At 38.0% G+C, this 26,990-nt stretch carries 20 protein-coding genes and 1 pseudogene; 11 read left to right on the top strand and 10 right to left on the bottom strand.

Annotated features, from left to right (window positions below; all coding sequences use genetic code 11):
* Window positions 1-112 precede the first annotated feature (112 nt).
* A pseudogene (locus IPL24_06350) lies at window positions 113-1,322 on the bottom strand (ABC transporter permease).
* Window positions 1,323-1,590: 268 nt separating this feature from the next.
* On the opposite strand from IPL24_06350, the gene purH reads away from it, so the two are divergent.
* The 8 genes from purH (at window position 1,591) to IPL24_06390 (ending at window position 11,732) form a co-directional block, all read left to right on the top strand.
* Complete coding sequence (gene purH / locus IPL24_06355) at window positions 1,591-3,117, top strand: bifunctional phosphoribosylaminoimidazolecarboxamide formyltransferase/IMP cyclohydrolase (protein ID MBK8363309.1); 1,527 nt, start codon at window positions 1,591-1,593, stop codon at window positions 3,115-3,117.
* Between the two features lie 132 nt (window positions 3,118-3,249).
* Window positions 3,250-4,272, top strand: coding sequence for a rod shape-determining protein (locus tag IPL24_06360; GenBank protein MBK8363310.1), 1,023 nt, complete (start codon window positions 3,250-3,252; stop codon window positions 4,270-4,272).
* A 39-nt stretch (window positions 4,273-4,311) separates the two neighbouring features.
* On the top strand, window positions 4,312-5,145 hold the full coding sequence (mreC, locus tag IPL24_06365; protein MBK8363311.1) for a rod shape-determining protein MreC: 834 nt from the start codon (window positions 4,312-4,314) through the stop codon (window positions 5,143-5,145).
* Entirely contained in the window at window positions 5,135-5,668 is a 534-nt protein-coding gene (mreD, locus tag IPL24_06370) for a rod shape-determining protein MreD (GenBank protein MBK8363312.1), read from the top strand. The genes mreC and mreD overlap by 11 nt, the downstream gene beginning before the upstream one ends.
* The gene (mrdA, locus tag IPL24_06375; protein MBK8363313.1) at window positions 5,649-7,544 is read left to right on the top strand and encodes a penicillin-binding protein 2; all 1,896 of its coding nucleotides are present in this window, start codon (window positions 5,649-5,651) and stop codon (window positions 7,542-7,544) included. The genes mreD and mrdA overlap by 20 nt, the downstream gene beginning before the upstream one ends.
* A complete protein-coding gene (gene rodA / locus IPL24_06380; GenBank protein ID MBK8363314.1) occupies window positions 7,544-8,809 on the top strand; it encodes a rod shape-determining protein RodA in 1,266 nt (421 codons plus the stop codon). Before mrdA ends, rodA begins: the two co-directional genes overlap by 1 nt.
* A gap of 95 nt (window positions 8,810-8,904) precedes the next feature.
* Window positions 8,905-9,375, top strand: coding sequence for a cytochrome P460 family protein (locus tag IPL24_06385; GenBank protein MBK8363315.1), 471 nt, complete (start codon window positions 8,905-8,907; stop codon window positions 9,373-9,375).
* Window positions 9,376-9,590: 215 nt separating this feature from the next.
* Complete coding sequence (locus tag IPL24_06390) at window positions 9,591-11,732, top strand: T9SS type A sorting domain-containing protein (GenBank protein ID MBK8363316.1); 2,142 nt, start codon at window positions 9,591-9,593, stop codon at window positions 11,730-11,732.
* 39 nt (window positions 11,733-11,771) lie between these two features.
* Here IPL24_06390 and IPL24_06395 read toward each other — a convergent pair whose 3' ends face one another.
* From IPL24_06395 to lptC, 7 genes are all read right to left on the bottom strand, one after another.
* Window positions 11,772-11,885 (bottom strand): T9SS type A sorting domain-containing protein, encoded by a 114-nt coding sequence (locus tag IPL24_06395; protein MBK8363317.1) that lies wholly within the window; start codon window positions 11,883-11,885, stop codon window positions 11,772-11,774.
* A gap of 86 nt (window positions 11,886-11,971) precedes the next feature.
* Window positions 11,972-13,549: a T9SS type A sorting domain-containing protein gene (locus IPL24_06400; protein MBK8363318.1), complete on the bottom strand. Its 1,578-nt coding sequence runs from the start codon at window positions 13,547-13,549 to the stop codon at window positions 11,972-11,974.
* Window positions 13,550-13,714: 165 nt separating this feature from the next.
* Entirely contained in the window at window positions 13,715-14,212 is a 498-nt protein-coding gene (locus IPL24_06405; GenBank protein MBK8363319.1) for a cytochrome P460 family protein, read from the bottom strand.
* A gap of 109 nt (window positions 14,213-14,321) precedes the next feature.
* Window positions 14,322-16,415 (bottom strand): peptidylprolyl isomerase, encoded by a 2,094-nt coding sequence (locus IPL24_06410; protein ID MBK8363320.1) that lies wholly within the window; start codon window positions 16,413-16,415, stop codon window positions 14,322-14,324.
* A gap of 298 nt (window positions 16,416-16,713) precedes the next feature.
* Window positions 16,714-17,988 (bottom strand): HlyC/CorC family transporter, encoded by a 1,275-nt coding sequence (locus IPL24_06415; protein MBK8363321.1) that lies wholly within the window; start codon window positions 17,986-17,988, stop codon window positions 16,714-16,716.
* A gap of 61 nt (window positions 17,989-18,049) precedes the next feature.
* On the bottom strand, window positions 18,050-18,250 hold the full coding sequence (locus IPL24_06420) for a hypothetical protein (GenBank protein ID MBK8363322.1): 201 nt from the start codon (window positions 18,248-18,250) through the stop codon (window positions 18,050-18,052).
* On the bottom strand, window positions 18,243-18,800 hold the full coding sequence (gene lptC / locus IPL24_06425) for an LPS export ABC transporter periplasmic protein LptC (GenBank protein ID MBK8363323.1): 558 nt from the start codon (window positions 18,798-18,800) through the stop codon (window positions 18,243-18,245). Before lptC ends, IPL24_06420 begins: the two co-directional genes overlap by 8 nt.
* A gap of 207 nt (window positions 18,801-19,007) precedes the next feature.
* Here lptC and IPL24_06430 point away from each other — a divergent pair, with 207 nt between their 5' ends.
* From IPL24_06430 to IPL24_06440, 3 genes are all read left to right on the top strand, one after another.
* Complete coding sequence (locus tag IPL24_06430; protein MBK8363324.1) at window positions 19,008-21,050, top strand: M13 family metallopeptidase; 2,043 nt, start codon at window positions 19,008-19,010, stop codon at window positions 21,048-21,050.
* Between the two features lie 148 nt (window positions 21,051-21,198).
* Complete coding sequence (locus IPL24_06435; GenBank protein ID MBK8363325.1) at window positions 21,199-22,563, top strand: DEAD/DEAH box helicase; 1,365 nt, start codon at window positions 21,199-21,201, stop codon at window positions 22,561-22,563.
* Complete coding sequence (locus IPL24_06440; protein MBK8363326.1) at window positions 22,560-23,453, top strand: EamA family transporter; 894 nt, start codon at window positions 22,560-22,562, stop codon at window positions 23,451-23,453. Before IPL24_06435 ends, IPL24_06440 begins: the two co-directional genes overlap by 4 nt.
* 138 nt (window positions 23,454-23,591) lie before the next feature.
* On the opposite strand, the gene IPL24_06445 is transcribed toward IPL24_06440, so the two are convergent.
* Both IPL24_06445 and IPL24_06450 read right to left on the bottom strand, forming a co-directional pair.
* On the bottom strand, window positions 23,592-24,971 hold the full coding sequence (locus tag IPL24_06445) for a dipeptidase (GenBank protein MBK8363327.1): 1,380 nt from the start codon (window positions 24,969-24,971) through the stop codon (window positions 23,592-23,594).
* A 493-nt stretch (window positions 24,972-25,464) separates the two neighbouring features.
* Window positions 25,465-26,988, bottom strand: a complete 1,524-nt coding sequence (locus tag IPL24_06450; protein ID MBK8363328.1) for a 2,3-bisphosphoglycerate-independent phosphoglycerate mutase — start codon at window positions 26,986-26,988, stop codon at window positions 25,465-25,467.
* Window positions 26,989-26,990 lie beyond the last annotated feature (2 nt).

Raw genomic sequence — 26,990 nt, forward strand, 5'->3', positions numbered from 1 at the left:
GCCGTGAATTCTTATATGGCAAACATATTAAAAAAAAGGCAGAAAATCAGAACTAAAAACACAGTAATTAACAATGCTTTCAATGAGCTAAACAAGAAAATTTAAATAAAAGTCAATTTGATCTGATCGCATCCACAGGATTCATCTGAGAGGCTTGATATGCAGGAATGTAGCCACTGATTATGCCAACTACTGCACTGATCATTATGCCCATCATAATGTTTGCAAATGACAAGGCTATGTCCATTCCCGTACCCATTGATATGAGCAAAGTGAGAACATAAATAATTCCCAACCCAAAACTTCCGCCGATAATGCAAAGTACAATGGCCTCTATCAGAAATTGAAGCAGAATAAAATAGTTTTTTGCGCCTAATGATTTTTGAATTCCAATGATTGGCGTACGTTCTCTGACCGACACGAACATTATGTTTGCAATTCCAAATCCGCCAACGACGATGCTGAATCCACCAATGATCCATCCTGCTAATCCCAGTGTACTGAAAAGATCATCAAGACTGGAAGAGAACATGCTTGTTTCATTCAGCGCAAAATCATCGGACTCCTGAGGTTGAAGTCTTCGAATGGATCGCATTGCTCCACGCAATTCATCTTTCATTTCCCCATTCGTAACATTCTCATTTGCTTTAACAAGAATATAAGGATCGATATTGTTTGATCTCAGGTTAACTAAATTTCTTGCAAAATTTACAGGGATGATTACTGTGTTGTCAAAAGAATTGTCAAAAGTGCTGCTGCCTTCATGCTTCAGAACACCTATTACAGTGTGTTTAAATTTTCTTATGATCACAGATTTTCCTACTGCATTTCCTTTTGAAAAAGAGCTTTGCTGACATCACTTCCAAGAATGATCAATGGCCGGCCACTGGCAAATTCGCTTTCTGTGAAAAAACGACCGTCTTCTACTTCGAAATTTCTAACTCTGTCAAAATCTTCAGAGACGCAACTTACCATTACATTTTCGATCGAACTGCTTTCGTATTTTATTGTTTGTCCGCCAATATCTGCTGCATAAGCGATTGAATTACTTGTAGTGATTTTTTTACGAAGATCTCCCAGTTCTTTAATCGCAGGTAATGGTCTGTTCATGTATTTCCACCACGGATATTCATCTCCACCTTCCGGAACCCAAGGCCATTTCTGAATATAAATCACATTATTCCCCAATGAAGAAATGTCTTTTCTGATCTTATTCTCCAATGAATCCGTTGCTGTAAAACTGCAATGATCGCAAAGATGCCTATCGTAATTCCAAGTAAAGAAAGTATTGTGCGCAACTTATTCACCCGCAAAGCTTCCATTGCAAAAAGGAAACTTTCACGGATCAACCGTAAAACAAGTTTGATTTCAGATTTCTTCGCCACACGACAAAAGTAGGATTATGATCCGGACCTGAAAGGGCGTTAACTCAAATTATGAAATAAATTGGATTGCGGATTTCGGAATTCGGATTGTGCAGCCCAAATCCGCAATCCGAAATTCTCTACTTCCAATTCGCAATTTTTATTTCCAGGGCTTGGTTTTCCAAGCCTCTTATTTTCCTAAAATTGCACTGAATTCAAGGGGAAAATGAAAGCCATCAAAAAGATCAATAGCGCACTGATTTCTGTATATTTTAAAGATAATCTGGAGCCAATTATCAAACATTTACATCGCCTGGGTGTAACACTTTATGCAACCGGTGGTACTCAGGAATTCATTGAAAATCTGGAAATCCCGGTAATCCCTGTCGAAGATGTGACCGATTATCCATCCATCCTAGGTGGCAGAGTCAAAACACTGCATCCGAAGATCTTTGGGGGAATTTTAAGCCGGCGTGAACATTTAGGTGATATCGCTGAGCTTGAAAACTTCCATATCCCTGAAATTGACCTTGTTATAGTTGATCTCTACCCATTTGAAGAAACGGTTGCCTCAGGTGCCGATGAACAAAGCATCATAGAAAAAATTGATATTGGCGGAATTTCTCTGATTCGGGCAGCTGCAAAAAACTTTAAAGATGTTCTCATAATTCCTTCAAAAGATCAATACCCTTTCCTTTTGAATGTATTGGAAAAACAGGAAGGTGAAACTTCGATTGCAGATCGTAAGTTGATGGCTACACATGCCTTTGCAACTTCATCTCACTATGATTCTGCAATTTTTAACTATTTCAATAAGGAGCATCAGTTGAATATTTTCCGGCAGACTGCCAATGAAGCAAAAGTGCTTCGTTACGGTGAAAACCCGCATCAGTCCGGAATTTTCTATGGAAATTTTGAAGAACTTTTTGACCGTTTGAATGGAAAAGAAATTTCCTACAATAATTTACTCGATATCGACGCATCTATTTCTCTTTTGAAAGAATTTGAAGAGCCTACGGTCGTTATTGTTAAACATAATAATGCCTGCGGACTGGCTTCACGCAAAACAATAGAAAAAGCATGGGAAGATGCTTTGGCCGGTGATCCGGTCTCTGCTTTTGGAGGTGTTATTAGTGTAAATCAAAAAGTAAGTGTAGAGCTTGCTGAAAAAATGAATTCTCTTTTCTTCGAAGTATTGATCGCTCCTGAGTTTGATGCGAAAGCTCTGGAATTACTTTCTTCAAAAAAGAACAGGATCATTTTGAAGAGTAAAAAAATTGAGTTCCCTGAATTCATGTCAAGATCAGCATTGAATGGTATCCTTGTTCAAAGTCGGGATAACAGCACTGAAAAGGTTGTTGATATGACTACAGTAACAAATGTTGCTCCGACTTCATCGCAATTGACGGATCTGGAATTTGCAAACAAAATTGTAAAACACACAAAGTCGAATACAATTGTAATTGCAAAAAACGGACAACTGATTGCAAGTGGAACGGGTCAGACCTCAAGAGTAGATGCTTTGCAACAAGCAATTGCGAAAGCAAAGCATTTCAAATTTGATCTGAATGGAGCTGTAATGGCTTCCGATGCTTTTTTTCCTTTCCCCGATTGTGTGGAGATTGCCGATAAAGCAGGAATCAAAGCGATCATTCAACCGGGTGGTTCTGTAAAAGACCAGGAATCGATTGACTATTGCAATCAGCATAATCTTGCAATGGTAACTACTGGCAAACGCCATTTTAAGCACTAAACCGTACTTAAAAATTTATTAAACAAATTGAAATAGATAAAACTATCTGTTTGAATTTGCGTATAGATGGGACGAAAGTGTATACTGACTATTTCAAACACCTAATACCGGCCCTATGGGCTCATTGAACGCATGGGATTGTTCGATTTTCTTACTCAAGAAATTGCTATTGACCTGGGAACGGCCAATACGCTGATTATTCATAACGACAAAGTTGTGGTAGATGAACCATCTATCGTGGCTATCGATCGTATGACCGGAAAGGTCATTGCAGTCGGTAAACAGGCCATGATGATGCATGGTAAAACGCACGAAAATATCAAGACAGTCCGCCCATTGAAAGATGGTGTGATTGCCGATTTCGATGCTGCTGAACACATGATCCGCGGAATGATAAAAATGCTTAGTCCGAAAGGCAGCCTTTTTACTCCTTCTCTAAGAATGGTGATCTGTATCCCTTCAGGAATTACTGAAGTTGAGAAGAGAGCCGTTCGTGATTCCGCTGAACATGCCGGTGGCAAAGAAGTGTATCTCATTCACGAACCCATGGCTGCTGCAATCGGTATCGGTATCGATGTGGAAGAACCAATGGGAAATATGATCATCGATATCGGTGGTGGTACAAGTGAAATTGCTGTCATCGCTCTTGGTGGAATTGTTTGCGATCAGTCTATCCGCGTAGCAGGTGACGGTTTTACAAATGACATCTGGGATTACATGCGTCGTCAGCACAATATCCTCATCGGTGAACGTTCTGCCGAAAGAATTAAAATAGAAGTTGGCTCCGCATTACCTGAACTTGAAAATCCGCCACCTGATTTCGCTGTTCATGGCCGCGATCTTATGACGGGTATTCCAAAAGAAATTACAGTGAGCTATTCTGAAATTGCTCATGCACTTGATAAATCAATTTCAAAAGTTGAAGAAGCGATTCTGAAAGCTCTTGAAATGACTCCACCTGAATTGTCTGCCGATATTTATCGTACCGGAATTTATCTGACCGGTGGTGGCGCACTTCTTCGTGGACTGGATCAAAGAATAGCTTTGAAAACAAAATTGCCTGTTCACGTTGCTGAAGATCCACTACGTGCAGTTGTTCGTGGTACCGGTATCGCTCTGAAAAATATCGGACGTTTCAAATTCCTTATTCCTTAATCAGTCGATACGATTTCTGTGGGAAAATCTAATTGATGAATGCGTAATCTGTTTCTCTTCCTTTGGAAGTATAACTTTTTTATTTCTTTCCTGCTCCTGGAAATTCTATGCGGTTACCTTATCGTTCAGAATAATAATTTCCAACGCGCAAGTTTCATCAATTCTACCAATCAGGTTGCTGCTAAAGTAAACTCTGCTGTCAGTTCTGTAACTGAATACATCAATTTGGGAATTACTAATGACGCTCTCTCAAGAGAAAATGCTGCTTTCAAATCATTGATGCCTGATGTATTTTACATCGATAGCGCTATTCGAAGAGTTCAATCCGATACAGTACTGAAACAACAATATACTTTCATGACTGCCAAAGTTGTGAATAATACTACAAATCGCAGAAGTAATTATCTTACTCTAAACCGCGGTAGTCTGCAAGGTGTACAACCTGAAATGGGTGTGATCTGTCCGGACGGAATCGTTGGAATTGTTAAAGATGTTTCCGAACATTATTGTTCGGTAATTTCATTTCTTCATAAAGACAGTCGTATCAGTGCCCGTCTGAAAAAAACAAACTTTATCGGATCAATGGTGTGGGATGGATTTGATGCAACTCACGGCCGGTTAAACGATATTGAAAAACACGTTAAGGTAAGTAAAGGCGATACGATCATCACAACTTCTTTCTCTTCTATTTTTCCTGAAGGAATCTTGATCGGAGTGGTGGAGTCTGTTAATCCGACTTCAAATAGTACATTCCAGGATATCACTATCCGCTTGTCAACAAGGTTTGGAAGTTTATCCTATGTATATATAGTAAGCAATCTTTTAAAAGATGAACAACAGGCATTGGAGGAGCCATTAAAAAATGATCGTTAAAATCCTGGCTCAACTATGGCGCTTTATCTTCCTTATCGGATTACAAGTAGTCCTGCTCAATCATATTCAATGGAGCGGCTACGTCAATCCATATGTTTACATCCTCTTCATTCTGATGCTTCCGGTTGAAACACCAAAGTGGCTGTTACTTATTCTTGCTCTCTGCACCGGATTAGTGATCGATATGTTTGGTACCAGCGGCGGCATTCATGCTGCAGCAACTGTCTTCATGGCATTTGCGCGGCCGGGAGTATTAAAGCTTATCGCACCACGTGATGGTTACGATACTGATACGAAACTTACACCCGGTGTTATGGGCTTTAATTGGTTCATAACCTATATCAGCATTATGGTATTGTTGCATCATCTTGCGTATTTTTACATAGAGGTGTTCCGCTTCAGTGAGTTTTTTATGACATTCTTAAAGGCAATCATCAATTCAATGATCACCGTTGTACTCATTGTTGTCGGTCAGTATTTATTCGGAAGACAAGGGAAGAGAAATGAACGTATCATCGGGTAGGACTACCGTAATTTATTTTATTTTTTTCGTCGTAGCATTTATTTATTTGTTGCGCTTATTCTATATTCAGGTTATCGATAAGAGTTATGAGTTGTCTGCAAATAATAATGTTTTACGTCTTGTAATTGATTACCCTTCACGCGGATTGATCTACGACAGAAATGGAAAGCTGCTTGTATTTAATGAGCCTGTTTATGATCTGATGATCATTCCCAAGCAAGCAAAGGACATCGATACTGTTGAATTGTGTAAACTGATCGGAATCACAAAGGAAGATTATATTGAAAAGTTCAGAAAAGCAAAAGCTTATTCACCCGTAAAAGCAACGATCTTCGAAAAACAATTGTCTGTCGTTACGTATGCGACATTTCAGGAAAAGTTATATAAGTTTCCCGGATTTTTTGTTCAGCCTCGTACACTTAGAAAGTATCCTGATCCTATGGCTGCCCATTTGTTCGGATATATCGGTGAAGTAGATTCTGCAATCACTCACAAAAATCCGTACTACCGCGATGGTGACTACATTGGTAAAAGCGGTATTGAACAATCGTATGAAACAGTTCTCCGCGGACAACGAGGAGTCCGGAGAGTTATGGTTGATGTATTCAACCGCGAGAAAGGAAGTTTTCAGGACGGAAAATATGATACAGCTGCTGTTGCCGGTGAAAGTCTTACGATAACGATCGATGCCGATCTGCAACGGTATGCTGAAAAATTATTTCAGAATAAAGTCGGAGCAGTCGTAGCGATTGAACCTTCTACCGGAGAGATCCTCGCCTGCGTAAGTAATCCTTCCTATGATCCGAATTTACTTGTAGGACGTGCACGAACTAAAAATTACGCTCATCTTTTATTTGATCCATCAAAGCCTTTGTTCAATCGTGCATTGATGGCTTACTATCCGCCGGGTTCAACATTCAAGCTTATCAACGATCTGATCGGTGAAGAAGAAGGCGTATTGCATCCGAATACTTCTTACTACTGCGATGGAGGATATCACATGGGTTCACTCACTGTGAAATGTGATGCACGACACGGTACGATTGCTTTGGAAACTGCTATCGAACATTCATGCAATACTTATCACTGTTATGTTTTCAGGAGCATTGTTGATCAGAAAAAATTTAAGTCTACAGAAGAAGGCTATGAGAACTGGAGACGACATGTACTAACATTCGGTATTGGTAAAAGACTTTATAGTGATCTGCCTCAGGAATTGAAAGGGAATGTTCCGACTGTTCAGTATTACGATAAATATTTTGGTAAAGGCAGATGGAGATCGTCTACAGTTGTTTCCCTTTCTATCGGACAAGGTGAATTAGGAATTACTCCATTGCAAATGGCAAATACAATGTGCATCATTGCCAACCGCGGACATTTTTATATTCCGCACATCATGAAAAAAGTGGGGAATAACCCGCAGAAAGATAAAAAGTTCACAGAGAAGAATCATACTTCAGTTCGTCCGGAGTATTATGACATCGTGCAGGATGGTATGCAAAAAGTTCTCGAGTCCGGAACAGCTGCGCGATCACAGATTAAAGGAATTACCGTTTTAGGTAAAACAGGTACTGCACAGAATCCCGGGAAAGATCACTCGCTCTTTGTCGGTTTTGCTCCAAGAGAAAATCCAAAGATCGCTGTAGGGATCATGGTTGAAAATGGAGGCTGGGGTAGCGACTGGGCTGCGCCTATTGCAACTTTAATGATAGAGAAATATCTGAACGATACGATTGCCAGAAAAGATCTTGAGAAAAGAATGTTTGAAGGAGTTATTACTCCAAAAGTATATCAGCCAAAAGTTCCGATTGCAAAAAAGGATAGTGTTGTGAAACTCATTCCGGTCAGACCGAAATTAATTAAAACAAAAAACTGATGGGAAGAGACGACAGAAGCATATTGCAAAACATTGACTGGGTACTTGTAGGGATCTTCCTTGTAATGGTTTTATTCGGGTGGATGAATATTTATGCAGCAGTTTATAATGATGAGCATAAGAGCATTCTTGATTTTACCCAGAACTATGGTAAACAAAGCATCTGGATCGTTTGTGCATTGTTCATCGCTTTAATGGTCCTTGTTATCGATGGAAAGTTTTATGCGGCATTCTCCTATGCCATCTATGTAGTTATGATCCTGCTCTTGCTGTCAACCTTTGCTTTTGCAAAAAATGTAAAAGGATCGTATGGTTGGATTGACATTGGTGCATATAAATTGCAACCCGCCGAGTTTGCGAAATTTGCAACGAACATGGCGCTCGCAAAATTTTTAAGTACACTGGATACAAGAATGCAGGATTTCAAAACAAAGTTGATCTCATTGGCAATCATTGGAATTCCGGCTATAATTATTTTATTGCAAAATGATACAGGTTCTGCATTAGTCTTCGGTGCATTTGTGCTTGTCCTTTACAGAGAAGGCCTTTCAGGAAATATACTTTTACTTGGATTGGTCTCTGGAGCATTGTTTGTTCTAGCATTGCTTATCCAGCAAACAACATTATTTATTGTTATAGGAATAATTGCTTTGCTGATCTTAATGGTTGTGCGGAGGAATAAGAAAAATATTTTTACAATTGTTGCAGGCGCACTTGTAGCAATGGCAATTGTGTTCAGTGTCGATTATTTTTACAACAGTGTTCTTCAGGATCACCAGCGAATTCGTATTGATGTTTTGCTTGGAAAAGAAGTGGATCTGAAGGGTGCCGGTTATAATGTCAATCAAAGTAAGATCGCTATCGGCTCCGGTGGATTTTTTGGTAAAGGATTCTTAAAAGGAACTCAAACAAAATATGACTTTGTGCCTGAGCAAAGCACTGACTTTATTTTCTGTACAGTAGGCGAGGAGTGGGGTTTTCTTGGAAGTCTTGTGGTCATCGGACTCTTTGTTGCACTACTTGCCCGCATCATTTATGTAGCTGAAAGGCAAAGATCAGCCTACTCCAGGATCTATGGGTATGGCGTAGCGTGTATACTTTTTGTGCATTTATTGATCAATATCGGTATGACCATTGGATTAGCGCCTGTAATTGGGATTCCTTTGCCATTTTTTAGCTATGGCGGTTCATCATTATGGTCCTTTACAATCCTCCTTTTTATCTTCATCCGGCTTGATGCCTACAGGCTGCAAATTCTGAGATAATTGCAAATTCTTCATTTCCAATGTAAAGCGTGACAATTCCAAGACATTATTCATGAGTCTTTCATTTAACTTTAACTTAACAAAAATCGAAAACCATGAAAAAAACACTACTTTCTATTATCTCCCTGATTTCAATTATGGGAATCATGCAGTCTTGCACAAAAGAAAATGAAGAATGTTCTTCTACATCAATCTCTGATCAGACGATAGCACAAATGGTGCAGTCATCATCAGATCTGGTATATATGACTTCTTCAGCAAAATCTTTGCAAACATCGGGTAACTTCCGGATTAAAATGAACTCTACTGCAGCTTCAGCTTTTAGAAATAGTGGAAAGTCAACTTATCCGAACAACAGTATGCTTGTTCGCGAAGCGCTTGATCAAAATGGAAATGTAACTGGTTCAGATATTATGTATAGATCAATGTCGGATCCTAATGCTCACCAAGGCTGGATCTGGACAAGTCTGGATGAAAACGGTGAAGTAATTTATAATGCATCTGAAAGAGGAGCGAAATGTCAAAGCTGTCATAGCGGAAATATCGTTTCTTTTAACGGCATCTGAGTATTGTGTTTTTATGTGGTCTAATTGTAACGCCTTCTTCTGTCTCCCGGAAGAAGGCGTTTATTTTTGCCCCATTATCTGATTTTCTACTTAAGAATTTGAACTGTTCACATCAATTTTCAGAATGATTACATAAATAAGTGCAGAATCAGAAAATTTTGGTTGAATTGAAATTACTGCAATAATAAATTTAGATATCTTTAAATAAAAAACAGATGAAAAAATGTCTGCTCTTATTGTTTCCGCTTATACTTTTATTTTTTTCTTCTGAAAAAACTTCTGCACAATGTGCAATGGCAGTAAATGGAAATGTATATACTGTCACAACACCTTTAGATAATGTTCCTGGAAGTCTGAGATCTGCTATAAATGATGCGAACATTGACGGAACAGGTGGCCTCATTACTGTAGCTTGTAGTGGACCAATTGTTCTTCAGTCCCCGCTGCCGCAAATTTATTGCGATTCGCTCATGATTATAATCGCCGGCGTGCAACTTGATGGTGGTAATGTCTGCACTGATCCTGCATTCGAATTTTCTACTGCTCATAGTTGTGCTTCACTTTCTCCAAATTCAGCAATTAATTTTATTCCCAGGGTTTTCTCCGTCTTCAGTTCTGATGATTCAGGTCCGGGTACATTAAGGGATATCATTAATGCAGCAAACTTTTCGCCTTCTCAGGATATTATACATTTTAATTTATCCGGTCCTGCACCCCGGACAATTCAATTGAACAGTGCATTGCCTCAAATAATCTACTCTCTTGAAATCAATGGAGCAAGCCAGCCTTTACATGGATATATTGGATCTGCCCCTCGAATTGCAATTGAAGGAGTCAATAAAACATTTCCAGGTTTATGGTTTGAGAACATCAATGATCCATCAGGCTTCATTGGAAAGGTGTATGGACTTACACTCCATAATTTTTCAACAGCCGTACATTCGGAAGTTCTATATCAGATGGTTATCGGAGATAATTTACGACGGAATGTGATCGGTCATAACAATTGGGGAATATTTTCAAGGAATGACAGTCTTCTGGATATTACAAATAATTTTATCGGACTGGATACCGGTGGTACGGCTGCTGATTCAAATGACATTGGAATAACAATTTTGGGAAATCAAAATGCCTCACAGCAATTACAAGTCAATCGCAATGTTATTTCAGGAAATAATCAAGGCGCTATAATATATAACGGAGTGTTAAGCGGGTCTTTTAAAGGCAATCTGATTGGAACTGACAAGACAGGATCTTATGAAATTGCAAATCCGCATGGGGGAATTTCTTGCGGAGGAAGTAATGTAGAATTTGGTGGATTGAATCCCGGAGATGGAAATCTTTTTTCAGGGAGTTCATATTCTAATCTTGAAGCCGGAATAAATAATCGTGTTTTAGGGAATAAGTTCGGAACTAATCTTGCTGGAACAATGGCGATACCTAATATTGACGGTCCATGTGTTGTAGCTTACGGCGGAACAATTATTGGTGGTCCTTCGCTCTCAGACAGAAATATTTTTGGAAGTAACGCAATAATGATTCTCGGACCGGGAGTAAGAGTTGAGAATAATTATTTTGGAATAGATAGCTCAGGCACGATTAATTTCCCTATAAATGGAAGCGCAGTAGAGTGCTTGTCGGATTCGAATGAGATTAAAAATAACGTAATCAGGAATTGTGAATCCGGAATAGCACTGAGTAGTCGTCACAATGTTGTCATTGGTAATAGCATCAGCGAATGCTATAATGGGATTAACTGCAATGCCAATTTTAATTTGTACACGCATAACAGTATTTTCAACAATTCAAATTTGGGAATTTATCATTTCAATAATGCCAATAATAATTTACTGCCACCTGTAATTGCAATTTTTAACCAGAACGGAGCATCAGGAAGTTCAGAACCGAATGCTGTTATCGAATTGTATTACAGCGAGTCTCAGAACGGAACTCCACAAGGTAAAACATATATTACAACAGTCACTGCTGATGCAGCAGGAATATGGTCTTATATAGGCTCACTGATCGATACATTGAATATTACTGCGACTCAGACGATAAATGGTAACAGTACTTCCGTGTTTGCTGATTTTCCGTTATCGTCGCATATTGATTCTGATCCGGATATGAATATTTCAATATATCCGAATCCGGCAAATTCTTATTTTATTCTGGAAACTTCAAGAGAAATTTTACAGACAAGTATTTCTGATCTTCTCGGAAAAACTCTTTTAACAATTAACACTTATTCTGTAGACAAAGTCTTCAATACTTCCTGGCTTGAAAATGGTTTTTATATCATCAGAATTAAAACAACGAATGGAGAATATTTTACAAGAATTCAGATAGTCCATTAAAAAAACGTCTTCAATTTAGATTTCGTTTCTCGTCTTTCATTAATTTTTAATTAGTTTGATTGTTTGAAAATCTATATTCGATTTTATTTTACAAAAGTAAGTCCCACTATTCAGATCAGACAGATCAAGATTTATTTTATTTTTACCCGGCACCGTGTTTTTTAGTGAAATGTTCTTAAGCCCTCTGCCTTGTTATTATGGTTGAATGAGAAAAAATGATGATTGAAACAGAAAAAGGGTTACTGCTTTATTAATTTAATGAAGTTTTGGCTGTTATTATTTCTGATGACGCAGAAATAAATTCCGTCAGAAAGGGCATTTCCATCAAGTAAAAATTCGCCGGCTCGCCTTTCAATCATATTAGCTAACATTATTTCATTTCCCAAAATGTCATAAAGAAAAAATTGTGTCTGAGAATTGATTTCTTCCATATGAATAACCGTTTTTGTAGTAAATGGATTTGGGAATGCTGAAAGATAAATTTCGTTCTCTATTTCGGAACTTTCTGTCGTGGAGCAATGAATAATTTGTGGAAGAGCCTGATTTGTTATAATAAAATTTGCAATTGATCCTGTAACCGAAATAGACATCGTATCAAAAACTAATGTATCAGTGATCTGAATAAATGCCGAAGCAATATTCCCGCTGATAGAATTACAACTGCCGGTTCCACTTGTATCAGTTCTGATAATGTACATATCGCTTGCACCATTCCCCAGACTTTCAGAATAGCCACCGATAAGGAAATCATTATTGCTGATACTCTTTATTGATAGTCCGTGATCATATGAATTTCCACCAAATGTTCTTTGGGTGATCAGGTTTCCGGCAGTATCTGTAATTGCAAATAAAACGTCAGTCTGGCCATGAGTATTGTAGTTTGTTGCACCGGTAAAACAGATCCTTCCGTCGTTCATAATTTCTAAGTCCCGGATGTCTTCATATTCGCTGCTGCCGAAAGCAATCGCTTTTATAATGCTTCCATTTTGATTAAGTCTGATGATCAATCCATCCGGTGAATTCGGACTGCTGTTAAAAGCCTGATTGTAACTCAGACAACCAACGATGATCTCGCTTGAAGTTACTTGTATAGCATAACCAAGATCCCAATTGAAAAAATCGGATGTTGCATATTTTTTTGACCATTCTACATTCCCGTTCTTATCAGTTTTTATAACAAATAAATCTGATGGACCACCGGCTTGTACCTGGGTTATTCCTGTCACTAATGCACCTTCATCTTCTGTCACCGTTATTTTTCTGCCTTCATTAATATTTAAGTCACCAATTGCTTTCGCCCAGATAACATTTCCTGATGAATCACATTTTGTGAGCAGTACATTGTAATCAAGAGTAGAAACATAACCTGTAAAATAAAAATCACCGTTGGGTAATGTAGCAATGTCTTCTCCCCAACCCGGTACGTTATAATATTTTGACCAGATCACATTTCCCAGAGAATCATATTTCATTGCAAATGGTTTTTCCATTCCCAGACTATTTGTGTAACCGGTAAGGATAAATTCGTTTTTGTTTGTCACTGCAGCTGAAAGTGCAATGTCTTCACCAGCTAATCCGGCGATAGTGCTGCCGATTAAATTACCATTTCCATCCAGTCTGTTGAATACAATATCATAACTTCCTGAACCAATAGAAGTGGTATGGCCTGCGATATAGATTTTGCCATTGCTATAAATTGATTTGGAACTTACCTCTTCACCGCTGCCACCAATAGTTGTTTCAAATGTTGATTGAGAAAATACATTGTAAGAAACAAATTGAATCGGAATAAGAAAAAGTAAAAACAAGTTCTTCATTGCTATTTTATAAGTGACCATCGATAAGTACATCGAATGAAATTGCTATATCCTGCAATTTAAAAAATATTCACTCCGTATCCGTCAACCCATCACCTACATTTAAATGCAGTAAAATTTATTTCACTTCAAAAAAATCTTTTAAGGTACACCCTATTAATTATCTCAATGAAACCTAAAAATCTGTACAAGATCATTATTTCCACTTGCAGAGTGACATGAAATACATTCTCCACCTTTTTCTGAAGCAGAATACTCCGGTGTGCCGTCAGGATTATATTCAGCCCAAACCCAACCGGATCCACTATTTGCTGCTCCGGGAAGTTTGTACATTATTGAATATTCTAATAATGGACCACCACTAGGCCCATATATTTCTTTTACAATTAATGATTCATCAGGAAAAAAAGTTTTTGTAAGTCGTGTTGCAGAATCGTTCATAGCAGAAATTGCTTTCTGATTAAACCGGACTCTGATATGACCACCATGCGGGCTATTACCTGAGACACCAAGCGTATCCAGACTTTTGTTCAGATATGTGAATGAAGACACTGTCTGTGTAAGACTAAAGAGCGTTGCATCGCTAATGATAACACCTTCTTCTTTTTTTGAAGAACATGATGCTATCAACACTACAAATAAAAGTTGGAGGAGATGCTTCATGCACTAAAGGTAGCGAATTACTTTAAAAAATTAAAGCCAAAAAAAAAGGGTCAAAAGGAAAGAGCGCTAACCCTTTACCTTTGACCCTTGAACTGAAGATCAGAGATGATCAATAAAACTTCGCTCTGTTATCTTCTATACTTGCTTTTTCTTTTAGTGTATTCAATACTTCGTATTCGCTACGTGACTTACGTTGATCAGCAAGTTGTTTAGCATTTGCAGAATAATCTTTTGTTTCTGCAGGTGTTGTAAACGATTTAACCATGATTACAGCAACTGAATTTTCTCCTTTGATTGCTTTACTTGTTTGTCCGGCTTTCATTGCGAAAACAGTACCCACCATTGCAGGTTCGTTACCCATTCCCGGAATGTAACTGTTTGCGAAATTTACATTGTCAGCATCAGTAGCTGTTACATTTAATTTCTGAGCTATTGCATCAATATTTCCTGAACCGGCTGCATTGAATTTCTCAATAAGCATTTGTGCTTTTTTGATCTTACGTGCTTCAAGAGTTACAGCATCTTTCACTTCATCTAATGGAAGTGTTCCTTTTTCTTTTATACCAACTAAGTGAGCCATTACATATTTATCGCCAAATGTGTAGATCTTACTGATGTCACCTTTTTTAGCACTATAAGCCCAACGCACAAGTTCACGTGGTTGATCTAATCCGGGAATGTTTTTGTCGTTCTCACGGATGTTATCTGCTATACGTTTGTTCAAACCTTGTTTCACAATTGCTGAATCAAATGCTTCTCCTGAAGAATTCTTTGATGCAAATTCCTGAGCTTTGTTATAAGCAGCATCGTAAGTTTTTTGAGAAGGTTCAATTTTACGTTCAAGTGTTAACACCTGAATTTGTTTTGACCCTGCACTTTTATCCATGATCTCGATAAGGTGAATTCCAAATTGAGAAGTGACAATTGGCAAATCGCCTTTCTTTCCATTGAAACATGCATCATTGAAAGTCGGTACCATCTGTCCTGCACGGAACCATCCAAGATCTCCGCCTTTTATTGCTGAACCCTGATCTTTAGAGAATAACATTGCAAGGTCAGCAAATTTTGAACCTTTCTTAATTGCATTTTTTAAACTGTCAGCAGTTGCCATTGCTTTGGCAGAATCTCCATCAATGATGTTGATCAGGATGTGACGAGCCTTTACTGAATCAGAAACTATTTTTTCTCCTGTTAATTTTGCAACTTTAACAGTGCTTCCATCTTCAAATGGACCTACGATCTTTCCTATTGGTGCACCAAATAATGCAGTGTCAATCGCTACTGGCAAAGTTCCTTTTGCGTGGTAAGTTGAATCAACTGCACCGTCTGTATTCTGACTAACGAAAACAATGTTGTCTGTAGTGTTTGCATATTCAGCTGCAAGACTTGAAATATTCGTCATTACAGCTGATCTGTCTTCCGGTGACGGAGTAACATCAAATGTTATGTATTCAATTTTACGGATCGTTTCTGCTTGCTTGTATTTCTGTGTATTTGCATTATAGTAACTCGATAGATCTCCATCGTCAACTTTTACTGACGAATCAGGAATAGTATTAAAGTCAAGACGAGCAAAACGAATTGATGCATTTTTTTGAGCCTCTTCGTAATTACGTTTCGCTTCTTCTGTCGTTACAAAAAGTCCTGCCTTAAGAAGGTCTTTGTATTTTGTGCTGATACGCTCTTCGGTAATTGCATCTTCAAAAGTTTTCCATTGACGTTGAGTATTCTCATCGCGATTAGGAAGGTCTTTTAAAAACTTCACAACATTCGACGGATCAAATGAATTTGTTTTTGGATCAGTAAATGCCTGCTTGATCTGCGGATGAGGATTAGCACCAGTACACATGTCAAACAATTCACCCGAACTGCAAGACAGTCCAAGTTTTTTGTATTCTTTTCCCAGTGTGTTATCAGTAACAAACATTCCCCATGCTTGCTCGCGCAACATGTCCTGCGTGTTCTGATCAACAGTTTCATTCTTTGTGTTGATCTTATAATTCTCAGTCAATGTTTCAATACGTCTCTCGTATTCCTGGAAGTGAACTTTCTCACCACCGATCGCACCGACTACATCAGAATTGCCGTTCAGAAGCCCGGAATTTGACGTTAACACATCTCCTAAAATGAATAGTATCATTGATACCCCTACGAAACCTATCAGTAGCCCTACGCGCTTTCTGATTCTAGTAATTACAGCCATAGCCGTTGAATTTGTTTTATGTGATTAATTAGATAATTTTTCGTTATTCAAGAAGCGCAATTATCATTTATATGTAATTGATAATCAGCAATTTGATTCGTTTTGGAGCTACCTCCCCCAAAATGAGGGGCGAATATACAATTCCCCACATGGAAATCCTAATTTTTCGTCGGAGGAATTCTAGGGCGGTCCCCGAGCGAAGTCGAGGGGCAATAATTTCGAACAACGGGTTAATTAGAAATTAGAACAAAGTTCCATCCCCATTTTTCATTTTTCACTATTAGTTAAAATCTAAAAGTTAGTCATCATTAACCTTAAATCTAACCTGTTCAATCCGGTTATTTTTTACTTTCAAAGCTACAATTGTAAAAGGAGGGATAATGATCTCTTCATTCTGCTCAGGAATGTTTTCATGGTGCTGGAAAATAAATCCGCCTAGTGTTTCATACTCTTCTGATTCAGGAATATTCAGATCATATTTTTTATTCAGATAGTCAATTTCCAATCGCCCTGAAAAAAGATACTCTGTATCAGATAATTTTTTTTCTGTTTCTTCAGGAACATCATGTTCATCCTGAATCTCACCGAAGATCTCTTCAATGATATCTTCAATGGTCACCATGCCTGAAGTGCCGCCGTATTCGTCTACAACAATTGCAACACTTCTATGTTGGTTTGTAAACTGTTTTAAAAGGTCATTCGCATTCATCACTTCAGGAACGATCGTTACCGGTAAAAGAATCTGATTTAAATTCTGCGGACGTTTAAACATTTCGGAAGAATGTACAAAGCCGATTATGTTATCAATGTTGTCGCGGTAAATCAGGATCTTCGAAAGTTTCGTTTCTATGAATAATTTTTGCAATTCCTCAATTGTTCCTGTTACATTCATTGCAACAATTTCATTTCGGGGAATCATACATTCACGCACTTTCACTTCCTTAAAATCAAGTGCATTCTGAAAGATACGGATCTCTGTATCCATTTCTTCTGCCTGATTATTTCTTGTGGTAAGTTCACGTACATACATATCCAGATCAACTCTTCCAAATACAGGCCGCTCTTCAACGATCTGGATCCGGAATAATGTCTGCATGAAAAATGATGACAATTTCAGTACAACCCAGACGATAGGATAGAGGATAAGGTATAAAATCCTTATCGGTACAGCCAGTAGGTCGAGTGTAGCATTCGGATTTATTCTGAATAAAACTTTAGGAATAAATTCGGCTGCTATCAGGATGATCAATGTACTGCAAATGGTTTGTATGATCAACAATGTTCCATGACCATGCAATTGCAATGGTAAATATGATTTCAGTAATTCAGTCTGAAGAATTTCTTTTTCCATCACTATACCGTAGATGACTAAAGAAATATTATTTGCAATGAGCATACTTGCAATAAAGCGTGAAGGAGATTTTACAAAATTCCAGATGATCTTTGCAGAAAAACTTCCCTGACTTCTGTCTAATTCAATACGCAGTTTATTAGATGACAGGAAAGCAATTTCGCTACCTGAAGAAAATGCAGAAAAAAGTAATGTTATTATGATTATAGTCCAGTCAGACACAGTTCAAAAGTAAATTTTAGCCGACGAAGATAATTATTTGAAGGGAAAATCGGGATTATTTTCAATGATAAAGTTCCTTTTCGTCCTTCTGTTCAAATTTGATCCTTTGTTTGCGCCGAACGGTGTACATCGCCGATGCAATTGCTGTAATTGCCAGCATAAATAATCCGGACTGAATGCCTTCTTTAAAAAACTGAAAGATCGTTAGTCCAAAACTTATGATCGTGATACACAACCATGCGATTTCTAATGTCCTAATCATTTTTCGGGTTATTTATAGATATGGTGCCTTTGATATTAAATATTTTGTACTTCGTGAAATCCTCATTTGCCTCGAAGCCTTTGCCAAAAATTATTTCATCTTTTGTAGTGATCTTCACATCTTCATTGCTCAATAGCTTTTGTTTCTTTTCGTCCCATATCAAATGTTCTGTATTCAATTTATCACCTTTCTCATTGGTAACGATCACATTTTTCTTCGCCTCCATCTTTTGATCTTTTTCATAGCGAATCCCATAATCGGCGACCAATCTGCTTTTTACCTCCATTTTTTCATTGTAAAAAATGGCATGCAGTCCATTGGGCATTTCAATATACGGATTTTCTGTTGAATAATGGTCTAATATGGGTGCAGTTATTTCAACCTGAACTTTTGCTGAATCACTATAAATGATCTTGATACTCTTTGCTGTTTCTGTCGGAATTACCTGGCCTTTGCTGTATAATTTAACTTTATCGAGGTCATTTTCACAGGAATACAAGGAAATAAGAACAAAAAGCGAAATCAGTTTTGGCCAAAAGAGGTTCTTCATATTACAAAACTAAGAAATTATACTGATTTCGATATTCCATTAAATCATACTATAATATCTGCCCTTATAATCCATTAATCCATTAATCCCGGTAATCCATTAATCCATTAATCCCGGTCCGAATTGGTTAATAAAGGTTAATCAATTATAAATCATACAGCAAAATTCTATTTTTGTGGACCTAACTTAATCCAGTTAAATCAAGTAATGAAAAACTCTTTGAAACTAGTAGCAATTGCACTTGGATGTGCAACTGTCTATACATCTTGCTCTAGCAGCGAGGCGAAAAAAGGTGTTGGTGTTGACGTAGCAAATTTCGATTCGACAGTAGCAGCATCAAACGATTTTTTCCATTTCGCCAATGGCGGGTGGATAAAGAAAAATCCAATTCCTGCTGATCAGGTTCGTTCAGGAACATTTCCAAACCTTATAGAAAACAACAGAAAAAATCTGCACCAATTAGTAGATGAAGCATCTGCAAAAACTGATTCGAAGAAAGGTTCACCGGAACAACTTGTTGGAGATATGTACTTCAGTGCAATGGATACCGTTACCATTGAAAAATTAGGTGCTGAACCGATCCGTCCGGAAATGGAAAAGATCGACAAGCTAACTGATCTGAATTCAATTCTTAGCTATACAGCGCTTCTTCAGAAATGGGGCGCTTCGCCGATGTATGGTTTGTATGCCGGACAAGATCCAAAGAACAGTGAAGTTGTTGTTCCGCAAATTTATCAGGGTGGACTTTCTCTTCCTGATCGTGATTTTTATGTTAACAATGATGAAAGATCAACAAAGATCCGCACAGAGTTTTTGAGCCATATGATTAGCATGTTCAAACTTTATGGTTTGGATGAAGCAACAGCAACAAAATATGCAAATGTTGTTATGCGCATAGAAACAAATCTTGCAAAAGCATCTATGACTCGCGTAGAACAACGTGATCCATATAAAACATATAATAAAGTTACCATTGCCGATTTGAATGCAATGACACCATCACTTCGTTGGGATGAAATGATGAAAAATCTTGACATCAATGGTGGGTATGATTACTTAGTTCTTGGTCAGCCATTATTTTTAAAAGAACTTGAGAACCAATTAAAGTCAAACAGCATTGACGACTGGAAAATATATTTGAAATGGAATTTGTTGAATCTTGCCGGAAATGTTCTTAGCAATGATTTTGTAAACCAGGATTTCTATTTCAACAATAAAGTTTTAAATGGTCAGAAAGAAATTCAGGCACGTTGGAAACGGATGGTTCAGATCACTGACGGAATGGTTGGAGATGCTTTAGGACAACTTTATGTTGCGAAATTCTTCCCACCTGAATCTAAGAAAAAAATGGACGAGCTTGTTTCGAATCTTATTGTAGTTTACAATGAGCGTATCGACAAACTTGACTGGATGAGCGCTGCTACTAAAGTTAAAGCAAAAGAAAAACTGAATGCAATTACACGTAAGATCGGGTACCCTGATAAGTGGAAAGATTATGCAGGACTGGATATCAATCGTGGTTCATTCTTCAAGAATTTAATGAATGCAACTAAATGGAATTATGAATATGCAATCAGTCAGATCGGAAAACCGGTAGATCGTTCACAATGGGGAATGACTCCGCCAACAGTTAATGCATATTACAATCCGTCATTGAATGAGATCGTTTTCCCTGCCGGAATTCTTCAGCCTCCTTTCTTCAACGCGCAAGCTGATGATGCTGTTAATTATGGTGCAATTGGAGCGGTAATCGGTCATGAGTTAACTCATGGTTTCGATGATGAAGGTCGTAACTTCGATGCAAAAGGAAACTTGAACGCATGGTGGACGTCTGAAGATTCTGCGAAATTTGTAACACGTGCGCAAGTGATCATTGATCAGTTCGATGGCTTTACGGTACTTGATACGCTTCATGTAAATGGTCATCTTACATTAGGAGAAAACATCGCTGATCTTGGTGGAGTAACAATTGCATATGATGCATTCAAACGCACAAAGCAAGGTCAAGGCAAAGAACTTATTGATGGTATGACGCCTGATCAAAGATTCTTCTTTGGTTTTGCAACCATCTGGGCCGGTTCTATGCGTCCTGAAGCTGCTGCACAACGTATCATCACTGATCCACATTCACCGGGATTGTATCGTGTGAATGGTCCGCTTTCAAACCTGGAAGAATTCTATAAAGCTTTCGGAGTAAAAGAAGCAGATAAAATGTATCGTCCTGATTCTATCAGAGCTAAGATCTGGTAAATAAAAAATCATCATAATAATAAAGATGTTTTTTTAAACACGGAGTTCACTCAGTAAAAAAGGGAGAAAAGGAGAATAGTTCATTCTCTTTTTTCTCCCTTTTTTGCTCTATATTCTCCATGTTAAATTGTTAACGTATCTTCGCAACATGTCAGAAGAAAGCGTCGATTTTTTAGATTTCAAGTTAAATAAGCAGTTATGGTCGGCAATCGCGGATGCAGGATATGAAACTCCAACTGAAATTCAGGCCAAAGCAATTCCTTTGATCCTTGCAGGTAATGATGTTGTTGGTGTTGCTCAAACAGGTACAGGTAAAACAGCTGCATATCTGATTCCGCTTATTATGAAGATCAAATATGCAAAGGGAACTGATCCGCGCGCTTTGATCGTTGTGCCGGCACGTGAACTGGCACTTCAGGTGCATGAATCGATAAAAATGCTTGCAAAGTACACGGACCTCCGTTCTGTTGCATTAGTTGGTGGAGTAGGTACGAAATCACAGAAGGATGTGCTTGCAGAAGGTGTGGATATTGTAGTTGCAACTCCAGGAAGATTAATGGATATGTATCTGCCCGGATTTTTAAAACTTAAATTACTTCAGGTTTTCATAATGGATGAAGCTGAGCGTTTACTTGATATGGGCTTTCGTTTACAGATAGGGAGAATGCTGGAAGTAATGCCCCGTAAAAGACAAAATCTTTTATTCAGTGCAACATGGAATGAAAAAGTTCAACAGGTTTCGGAAGACTTTTTACTTTCACCAACTGTGATCAGAATCAATCCTGAAGTAAAGACTGTTAAATCAGTTAGTCAGGTGGTGTATTTTACACCTAATCTGAGAACCAAAATAAATCTCTTAGATCATTTCATAAAAGATGAAAAATACAGGAAGATGATCATCTTCTGTAAAACGAAAACCACTGCAACTAATATTTATAAATACCTCGACAGAAAATATGGCGAGGAATCAGTAAGAGTTGTTCATGGGAATAAAGACCAGAATACCCGTATCAATGCAATAAAATTATTTAAGGAAGAAAAGATCCGGTTCCTTGTTGCAACTGATGTCGCTGCACGTGGAATTGATATTGAAGATGTGTCACACGTTTTTAATTTTGAAGTGCCATTGGTTTATGAAGATTATATTCACCGCATTGGAAGAACAGGTCGTGCTCAGAAGATTGGTGATTCAATTACATTCTGTGCTCCCAACGACGAGTATCATCTGAAGAAAATTCAAAAACTTATCGGCGATAAAATTCCTGTTGCACAGATCCCTGTTGAAGTTGAAATTCTTCCAACACCTTATGAAGAAGAACAGGTCATGCGCAGACAGATCGATGATCAGCGTAAAAGAGAAGACCCGGAATTTCAGGGAGCATTCCATGACAAGAAAGGTTTTCAGCACAGTAAAAAAGGTGATGTCCCAAAAAATAAAGTAAAAGGAAAGAATAAGAAAAAAGCGAAAGCGATTGCCAGGTCAAAAGAAATAAGAAAGGATAAAAGTAAGTGAAAACTCAGAACAGAGGACTTGTCATTTTCTTGATTCTATTGTTAGCAATTGTGTGGGGCAGTTCTTTTATCCTCATGAAAAAAGGACTTATCGTTTACACACCTTACCAGGTTGGTGCGATCAGAATGTTTGTCTCTATGCTTTTCCTGTTTCCTTTTTTAATCGGGCACTTTAAAAAAGTTGAACGATCACGCTGGAAATATTTAATGCTTGCCGGTTTATGTGGTAATGGAATTCCTGCAGTATTATTTCCATTGGCAGAAACAGAGATCAGCAGTGCACTTGCAGGAATGATCAATTCTACGGTGCCAATTTTTACATTGATACTTGGAGTGCTTTTCTTTCAGATGAAAAGTGACAGAACTAAACTCATCGGAATTTTTATTGGATTGATAGGTGCAATACTTTTTGTCGGCGGCGGAGGTTCAGAGATAACCGGAAATTCCAATTATGCTTACTTCATTGTAATAGCATGTATTTGCTATGCAGTTAGCGTAAATACCATCAGAAACTATTTGTTAGGAATTGACGCAATTCGCAACACCGGATTTTCGCTCTTGTTCGCAGGAATTCCACTTGGAATATATCTTTTCTCTACAGATTTTGTCGCAAGAACAATGTCATCGCCTGATGCTATTTTCAGTCTTAGTTGTGTAATAGTTCTCGGACTTTTCGGAACTGCTATCTCAACAATACTTTTCAATCGTCTGATCAGACTCACTGATTCGCTGACTGCTTCTTCTGTTACTTATCTGATTCCTGTAGTTGCTCTCGCATGGGGACTATTCGATGGCGAAAAACCATCGGTGATTCATTATATTGGATTTGTACTTATTATCAGTGGAGTGTATCTTGTTTCGTGGCCGAAGAAGGTAAGCATACAAAAATAGAATGTAATGAGGTTATCACAAATTGTGATAACCTATCTGAACAAATAAAGTTTTTCATTGATTAGAATAACAACGAACTGAACAATAAAAAAGCCGGCAACTTTCGCTCCCGGCTTCTAAAGAATTTTTTATCATTAATTATAAATTACTTTTAGACATTTCTGTGAAGTTCTTAAAGAACAAAGGAATCGTTTCAATCCCCTTAAAGAAATTAAACAATCCATAATTCTCATTCGGAGAATGGATCAGATCGCTGTCAAGTCCGAAACCCATCAATACTGATTTCAGTCCTAACTCTTTTTCAAACAATGCAACGATTGGAATACTTCCACCACCACGTGTTGGAATTGGTTTTTTGCCGAAGGTGGTTTCCATTGCTTTGCTAGCTGCCTTGAATGCAACACTGTCAGTTGGTGTAACAACTGGTTCACCACCATGATGCGGATGAACAGCAACTTTAACTCCTTTCGGTGCGATCTTTTTAAAATGATCTTCGAACAATTTAGTCATCTTATCACTTACCTGATTTGGTACAAGTCGCATACTGATCTTTGCAAAAGCTTTTGAAGGCAAAACTGTTTTGGCGCCTTCGCCTATGTATCCACCCCAAATTCCATTTAATTCTAAAGTTGGACGAATACCGGTTCTTTCTAAAGTTGTATATCCTTTTTCTCCCATAACATCTTCGATGCCCAGATCTTTTTTATATTCTTCCAGATCAAAAGGAGTTTTGTTTAATTCTTCTCTTTGTTCCTTTGTCAATTCTGCAACTTCATCATAAAATCCCGGAATGAGAATGTGATTGTTTTCATCTTTCAATGAGTCGATCATTTTACAAAGTACCTGGATCGGATTTGGTACAGCACCGCCATACACACCTGAATGCAGGTCACGATTTGGTCCTGTCACTTCAACTTCTATATAACTCAATCCACGAAGTCCACTTTCAATGGAGGGAATATCATTTGCAATGATCGATGTATCTGAAATGAGAATGACATCACCTTTGAGACGCGATTTATTTTCTTTCACCCATGTACCTAAATTTGATGAACCAACTTCTTCTTCACCTTCGATCATAAACCGCACATTGCATGGAAGTGTATTTGTTTTCATCATCAATTCAAATGCTTTGATGTGCATGTACACTTGTCCTTTATCATCACATGCGCCACGTGCATAAATTTTTCCGTCTTTGATCACCGGTTCAAATGGTGGGGAGTTCCATAGATTCAATGGATCAGGAGGTTGAACATCATAGTGTCCGTAAACAATAACCGTAGGTAATTTCGGATCGATAATCTTTTCTCCATATACAATAGGGTGACCCGGAGTTGTACAGACTTCAACTTTATCTGCGCCTGCTTTTACCAGTTCTGATTTAATATAATCTGCTGCACGGGCAACATCTTTTGCATATTTACTGTCAGCGCTTACTGAAGGTATTTTCAAAAGGTCGATCAATTCATCGACAAATCTTTTTTCATTTGATTTAATATAATTCTGTATCGTTTCCATAAATAGGTTTGCGTTTTTTAATAGGACATGAAGATAAAAAAATTAACTGTCCGATTGCCTTTTTGAATGATATGATAAGTGATATTACTGATTTTCATGGGAAGAATCTTTGAAAATGGATATGTTTTTTATTCGGTTTCGCGACTGTACATATTTTACCCCGGGGGCGCGATTTTTCAAAAAGCCCCTGCCTGCAAGAAGCAGCACAAAAATTAATCGTAAATAAATAGGATCGAAGCCTTGCAAAGACATCAGGATATGCTAATCAAGTTCCTGCTTACAATAGTCGATAAATAGTAATTAGTTATGTAGAAAAATATAGCTGACGCCATGCAGGAGACCCCTAATTTTCCCCTGCTGCATGGCTATCCGCCGCGGCGGACAGCTTTTTTTAAATAGTCAAATGACTATATTTAAAATGATAACTGTAACTCCATAAATGATGGTTATTTTATGAATCCGATGATCATTTATAATTCTTCACCTTTCACTTTTAGCTGACTAACACTTGACCCGTCATCTCCTTTGGAATTGGCAATTGCATCAGGTGAAGAATAGTAGGAGCGAGGTCAGCAAGTCGGCCGGATTTCAGATTTTTAAAATCTGAGCCAACCAGAAATAACGGAACAGGATTCGTTGTATGTGCAGTATTCGGTGTTCCGTCATCATTGATCATAAAGTCTGCATTACCATGATCAGCAGTTATCAAAAACGTATAGCCCTGGCGTAATCCGGTTTCGACGACTTTCTTCACACAACCATCCACAGTTTCAGCAGCAGTTACAACTGCGCTGAATACACCTGTATGTCCAACCATATCCGTATTCGCAAAATTCAGGCAAACAAAATCTGTTTTACCTTCAGCAAGTTTTTCGCAGATAGCAGTTGTCATTTCCGGCGCACTCATTTGTGGTTGCAGATCATATGTTGCTACTTTAGGCGAAGGGATCATGATTCTTGTTTCTCCAATGAAAGGCAGTTCTCTGCCGCCACTAAAAAAGAAAGTTACGTGCGGATATTTTTCTGTCTCGGCAACTCTGATCTGAGTTTTATTATTATCCGCAAGAACTTCACCAAGTGTATTCACTAAATTATCTTTGTCAAAGATTATGTCGACATTTTTAAATGTGTCGTCATAATTCGACATCGTTACATACTTAAGATTTAACTTGTGCATATTTTGCTCATGAAAATCAGATTGAGTCAATACGGTAGTGATCTCCCTGCAACGATCTGTGCGGAAGTTGAAACAGATCACTGCATCACCATCCTGAATTGTTGCAATGGGTTTTGAATCTGCACCTGCAATTATAATAGGTTTAATAAACTCATCAGTGATGCCATCTGCATATGATGCTTTGATCGCTTCAGCAAAATCAGTTGTCGTGTGCCCGATTCCATTTACAAGAAGGTCGTAGGCGATCTTTATTCTTTCCCAACGTTTGTCTCTGTCCATTGCATAATATCTGCCAATTATAGATGCAATCTTTCCTGTAGAATGTTTTAAATGCTCATTCAAATTATTCAGATAATTCAATCCGCCTTTTGGATCAGTATCTCTGCCATCAGTAAATGCGTGAATAAAGACATCAGTCAGTTTATTTTCTTGTGCTATATCACAAAGTGCTTCCAGGTGATTAATGTGAGAATGTACTCCTCCGTCAGAAACCAGTCCGATTAAATGAAGCTTCTTATGATTTGCTTTGCAATAATTAATTGCATTCAGAACAGCCGGATTTTGATGGAGACTTTTGTCGCGAATTGCAACATTTACTTTGACGAGATCCTGATAAACTACCCGCCCCGCGCCAATATTCAAATGTCCAACTTCGGAATTTCCCATTTGTCCATCGGGAAGTCCAACATCTTCACCACTCGTTCGCAACTCTGTATTCGGATATTTCGGATATAGTGAGTCTACAAATGGAGTATCAGCCTTGAAAATAGCGTTCGTATTATCCTTTCTCCCATGGCCCCAGCCGTCCATGATTATTAGTACTACTTTTGATGGATTCATTG

Source organism: Bacteroidota bacterium (assembly GCA_016711505.1).
GTDB lineage: Bacteria > Bacteroidota > Bacteroidia > AKYH767-A > 2013-40CM-41-45 > JADKIH01.

Excerpts from the sequence above, each read along its gene's own strand:
- IPL24_06445 (MBK8363327.1), bottom strand. The coding sequence starts at position 24,971 with ATGGAAACGATACAGAATTATATTAAATCAAATGAAAAAAGATTTGTC.
- IPL24_06385 (MBK8363315.1), top strand. The coding sequence starts at position 8,905 with ATGAAAAAAACACTACTTTCTATTATCTCCCTGATTTCAATTATGGGA.
- IPL24_06410 (MBK8363320.1), bottom strand. The coding sequence starts at position 16,415 with ATGGCTGTAATTACTAGAATCAGAAAGCGCGTAGGGCTACTGATAGGT.
- IPL24_06420 (MBK8363322.1), bottom strand. The coding sequence starts at position 18,250 with ATGATTAGGACATTAGAAATCGCATGGTTGTGTATCACGATCATAAGT.
- purH (MBK8363309.1), top strand. The coding sequence starts at position 1,591 with ATGAAAGCCATCAAAAAGATCAATAGCGCACTGATTTCTGTATATTTT.
- IPL24_06450 (MBK8363328.1), bottom strand. The coding sequence starts at position 26,988 with ATGAATCCATCAAAAGTAGTACTAATAATCATGGACGGCTGGGGCCAT.
- mreC (MBK8363311.1), top strand. The coding sequence starts at position 4,312 with ATGCGTAATCTGTTTCTCTTCCTTTGGAAGTATAACTTTTTTATTTCT.
- IPL24_06435 (MBK8363325.1), top strand. The coding sequence starts at position 21,199 with ATGTCAGAAGAAAGCGTCGATTTTTTAGATTTCAAGTTAAATAAGCAG.
- mrdA (MBK8363313.1), top strand. The coding sequence starts at position 5,649 with ATGAACGTATCATCGGGTAGGACTACCGTAATTTATTTTATTTTTTTC.
- IPL24_06400 (MBK8363318.1), bottom strand. The coding sequence starts at position 13,549 with ATGAAGAACTTGTTTTTACTTTTTCTTATTCCGATTCAATTTGTTTCT.
- IPL24_06390 (MBK8363316.1), top strand. The coding sequence starts at position 9,591 with ATGAAAAAATGTCTGCTCTTATTGTTTCCGCTTATACTTTTATTTTTT.
- IPL24_06405 (MBK8363319.1), bottom strand. The coding sequence starts at position 14,212 with ATGAAGCATCTCCTCCAACTTTTATTTGTAGTGTTGATAGCATCATGT.
- rodA (MBK8363314.1), top strand. The coding sequence starts at position 7,544 with ATGGGAAGAGACGACAGAAGCATATTGCAAAACATTGACTGGGTACTT.
- IPL24_06360 (MBK8363310.1), top strand. The coding sequence starts at position 3,250 with ATGGGATTGTTCGATTTTCTTACTCAAGAAATTGCTATTGACCTGGGA.
- lptC (MBK8363323.1), bottom strand. The coding sequence starts at position 18,800 with ATGAAGAACCTCTTTTGGCCAAAACTGATTTCGCTTTTTGTTCTTATT.
- mreD (MBK8363312.1), top strand. The coding sequence starts at position 5,135 with ATGATCGTTAAAATCCTGGCTCAACTATGGCGCTTTATCTTCCTTATC.
- IPL24_06430 (MBK8363324.1), top strand. The coding sequence starts at position 19,008 with ATGAAAAACTCTTTGAAACTAGTAGCAATTGCACTTGGATGTGCAACT.